This window comes from Sporomusa sp., assembly GCF_035561255.1.
In the GTDB taxonomy this organism is placed as follows: Bacteria; Bacillota; Negativicutes; order Sporomusales; family Sporomusaceae; genus Sporomusa.
In genome coordinates, this window is the sequence record NZ_DATMXX010000426.1 from 1 (window position 1) to 4194 (window position 4194).

The window sequence follows — 4194 nt, forward strand, 5'->3', positions numbered from 1 at the left end:
GTTTCAGATTTGATTTTTAAAGGAGGACACCGGCATCGGGTAGAGATAGAAGCCGATGGGTCGTGCTTTTATGTCGATTTCCATTTCAAGGTAAATGGAAGTACATCAATTGATATATCCAGTGGACAACACATTGATAAAAAGAAACAAATTAAAGATGCTATATTAAGTGACCCCACATGCTTGCTAGCAGGTAGCGAAAAGAATGTGACTGGAGTATGAGACGAGAGATAAGTGCTCTATAAGGATCATAATGGTTGCCCAGGCTATAACCAATAACCTAGTGACAAATCCAGTGAGAGCCGTCCCTTACGCGGGGCGGCTCTTTTAGCATGTGGCGTCTGTTTATGAAAACAATTCCATATAAGGTTTCTTCGATAAATAGTCTTTCGTAATACCATTTAAGCTATAGGTAATCTGGCTCAGCCAAGAGGCAATATTAATTTCTACTAACAATATATGATCTGGAACTAAAACCGGAATGGGGGATAGGTTTGCAATCCCGATAACGCCTGCTTCAACCAGACAGTTGGCAACCATCTGACTTTTTGATTGCTCCACAGCCATAATGCCCATGATAATATTTTGTTTCTGAACAATTTCATAAATATTCTCAAACGGCTCTATTGCCAAATCGGAACCGAAACCGACAGGAACACCGAGTTTATCTTTTTCCAGGTCACAGACAGCAGCAATCTGGATCCCGGGCGGAAAAATGCTGCCAGAGGTGAACATGGTCAGGACAGGTATACATGCGCCTATTACTACTGCGTTCCAGGAGGATCTATAACCCAGGATTTGTTCAATTCTCCATATCATGTAGTGAACCTGATACCCAACGCCTTTTGTGCCAAATTCGCCAAAATTGGCGAGATCTTTGCGTACAAGCGAAGAAGGAATGTTCATACGGCGTCCTAAATCTTCAGAAGTGCATTTTACTTTATTTTCATTACGAAGTTGCAGCAAAATATTATAATATTTTGCAATCCTGTTGATGGTGCTTTTAGATATATCGCTTTTGTTGGTAAATCCCATCTTTCTCATCCTCCTGGCTCTATTTCTTAGAGATGTTTATTTGCTTCAAAATATTTGGAATATTTCCGTTGCGAATCCACTATGAGGCATATTTCAGTATCTTAGAATAGAAAGAGAGCAACAAAAAACCGTCTGAACAACAATGATTGTCCAGACGGTCGACATATTCTTAAAATTGCGCTCCATGTGGTAAACTCCACTAATCCGTCAGTTACGCAATTTCTATTAAATTCTGATTATGATTATAACATAACACATGATTCCTGGATTGGTCAATAGCTCCCTTTATATTTTGTGATTAAAGGTACTATTTGATGTTAAAGGACAGAAACAAATAATGCGAAAAAAGTATGAGAATATCGAAGAATGGAATTCGGCTTATATGGCCATTAATCAATCCGGATTATGGCCTAAGAAGTTGGAATAGTGGTACAACTTAGTTGCTAGGAAAGCCAGTATGAAAAGAGTGAACAATTATTCCAAAGATGGTATAATAAGTATAATTTGCCTAGGTAAGGAGGAATTATCTTGAGGATTAATAAATTGCTTCCTCAGAGATTTAATTGGAATTTTAAACTTGGCCACAAAATAATTGGTGCTTTTAGTCTAATTATTTTGTTTATTGTGATGATAAGCCTTTTTACTTTTTACACGATCGGGCAGCTCAATAATACATATGAAACTATGGCTGCAGGTAACCAGAAGGTTATTCTGACATTACTTTCGTTTACATCACAAATGGCTAATGAGTCGGCTACAGTAACAAGGTTTTGTTTTGCAGGCGAGGAAAAGGATATTGCTCTTTATAATGACTATAAAAAGCGTAGCGATGCTGATTTGAGTGAAATAGAGGAAATATTGCTTTCCGAAAAGGCCAAGAATCTAGTTGCTTATATTAGAACAGGAAAAAAGCAGTATGAGACATTTGCTGCCAAGTCAATTCAAGCTAAACAGGATAATACTATCCAGCAGCTCAACTCCTATATGCAAGTGGCCGGCACTCCCTATAAAGAAACAATTATGGCTGTGGATGAGCTGGTCCGGCTGGTTGAAGCCGATACGCAACAGGCCAAAGCCGATTTTGACAAGCAGATTGCTCAGGTCCAACTCTGGGTATTGGCTGCAAACTGTGTGGCTGCCATTCTGGCAATATTAATCGGCATAGCAGTAAACCGTAAAATATCACAACCGGTAAAAATGGTTGTTCATAATGCTGCGAAAATCGCGGAGGGAGAACTCGGTGTTGAAAATATCCCTTATGTGAGTAATGATGAAATCGGTGAACTGGCCCAGGCCTTTAATAGCATGAAGAGTAGTCTGAAAACGATTATTGAGCATATAACCCAGTCGGCAGAGCTGTTGGCTGCTTCTGCTCAGAGTTTAACAACTACGGCCTATGATTCGGCCAATGTTTCCAGTCAGGTGACCGGTCTGGTGACCCAACTGTCCCATGATACTCAGACTCAATTCAGAGAGGCTGAGTATACCGCCCAGACGATTGACAAGATGTCGGAAAAAGCTGCTCATGCGGCAGATCGTGCCGGTTATGTGAGTGATATGGCTGCGAGAACCGCGCAGATAGCTCAGTCAGGCAGACAAACAATTGATTCCCTAACAGTACAAATGACCGGTATTCAGCAAACAGTCGCTGATTCTGCTGCCGCAGTGGACAAACTGGGAGAGCGGTCTAAGGAAATTGGCCAGATTGTTGATACGATTGCCGGCATATCCTCGCAGACCAATCTGCTGGCACTTAATGCAGCTATTGAAGCTGCGCGGGCCGGCGAAGCTGGCCGGGGGTTTGCCGTTGTAGCTGACGAAGTGCGTAAGCTGGCAGAAGAATCGCAGTATGCGGCCAAGCAGATTGCCGGGCTGATTCAAAAAACGCAGGCAGATACCAGTCAGGCTGTGACCGCGATGTATAAAGGGATTGAACGGGTTCGGGACGGTGCTGTTGTCACTACAGGTGCCGGTGAAACCTTTGGGGAAATTGCCAATACTGTTAATGAGTTATTACAGCAGGTAAACAGCGTTGCTCTCATGATTCAGGAACTGGCTCAGGACAGCAAGGCCATTGTTGCATCCGCCGGCACGATCGTCGGTATCAGCAAGAAAACGATGGTTGAACTGGAGGTTGTAGCCGGCGTTTCAACAGAACAGTCGGCGTCTGCTCAAGAAATTACGGCAGCCGTCCAGGGCATGGAAAAGCTAGCCGAAGGATTGAATGGGTTAGTTGCTAAATTTCGTATATAATGCCTAGCCTGCTTCATGCCAGATGCGGAAATCAAAAAACAGTCTGCAATTTGTAGACTGTTTTTTTTGTGTGATAAAATCACTTGAGTGTGTAGTTTGAGTTAATCTTCAGCTAAAATGAGCATAGTTTTTGTTTTTTTAAAACTGCTTGCAATATTTCGGTTTAACTGTGAATCGGTAATAAGATAATTAATTTTATCGAGTGGTGCAATATTGATAGTAACATCCCTAAGAAATTTACTGCTATCTGCAGCCACAAATACTTCTTTTGAGCGTTCAATTATTATTTTTCTTGTCACTGCTTCTTGCATATTGAAATCGGAAACGCCATTCTCAACGGTAATACCGCTGGCACAAATAAAGCTCTTTTGAATATTTAATCCGGCAAAATTAAAGATGTAGTCATAGGTAACCACAGAACGCTCATTATGCCGTATCTTGCCGCCAATGATGATAATCTCAAAATCAGTATTGATTAACTCATTTACAACAGGAATTGAGTTGGTAATGATGGTGAGGTTTTTTTTATGTGTAAGCTGTTTAGCAATGTGGAAAGTAGTTGAGCCACTGTCAATAAAAATGCAATCACCATCATTAATAAATTGACTGCATTTTATTCCAATGGCTTTTTTTTGTACTATTCTATCCACCATTCTATTCTCCAACGTAGGCTCACCCAAGCTTATATCTTTAAGTTTTGCTCCGCCATATACTTTTTGAATACTGCCTTGCTTTTCCAAAAGATTTAAATCCCGGCGCACTGTTTCTATTGAGATGTCAAAGGCTGCCATTAATTCGGAAATTGTAATTACGTCTTTCGTTGCTAACAAGCCTACTATTTTCTTTTGCCGTTCACTTGGTAACATCCCAATCATCCTATCAATTATTTTTTATTCACTATATAAG

The 4194-nt window shown here is 40.7% G+C and carries 4 protein-coding genes and 1 riboswitch; of the genes, 2 read left to right on the forward strand and 2 right to left on the reverse strand.

What is annotated here, in order from left to right; genetic code table 11:
- Positions 1-222, forward strand: a 222-nt coding sequence (locus tag VN379_RS24750; protein ID WP_325538801.1) for a hypothetical protein, incomplete at its 5' end; no start/stop codon positions are given.
- 123 nt (positions 223-345) lie between these two features.
- Here VN379_RS24750 and VN379_RS24755 read toward each other — a convergent pair.
- Positions 346-1035, reverse strand: coding sequence for a redox-sensing transcriptional repressor Rex (locus tag VN379_RS24755; RefSeq protein ID WP_325538802.1), 690 nt, complete (start codon positions 1033-1035; stop codon positions 346-348).
- 141 nt (positions 1036-1176) lie between these two features.
- Positions 1177-1260: riboswitch (ZMP/ZTP riboswitch) on the reverse strand.
- Positions 1261-1563: 303 nt separating this feature from the next.
- Between VN379_RS24755 and VN379_RS24760 the strand changes: the two genes are divergently transcribed.
- Positions 1564-3288: a methyl-accepting chemotaxis protein gene (locus VN379_RS24760; RefSeq protein WP_325538803.1), complete on the forward strand. Its 1725-nt coding sequence runs from the start codon at positions 1564-1566 to the stop codon at positions 3286-3288.
- 101 nt (positions 3289-3389) lie between these two features.
- Here VN379_RS24760 and VN379_RS24765 read toward each other — a convergent pair whose 3' ends face one another.
- Positions 3390-4154, reverse strand: coding sequence for a DeoR/GlpR family DNA-binding transcription regulator (locus tag VN379_RS24765; protein ID WP_325538804.1), 765 nt, complete (start codon positions 4152-4154; stop codon positions 3390-3392).
- Between the last annotated feature and the right edge of the window lie 40 nt (positions 4155-4194).

Bases quoted from the DNA above. Each gene is read 5' to 3' on its own strand.
- VN379_RS24755 (WP_325538802.1), bottom strand. From the start codon at position 1,035: ATGGGATTTACCAACAAAAGCGATATATCTAAAAGCACCATCAACAGG.
- VN379_RS24765 (WP_325538804.1), bottom strand. From the start codon at position 4,154: ATGTTACCAAGTGAACGGCAAAAGAAAATAGTAGGCTTGTTAGCAACG.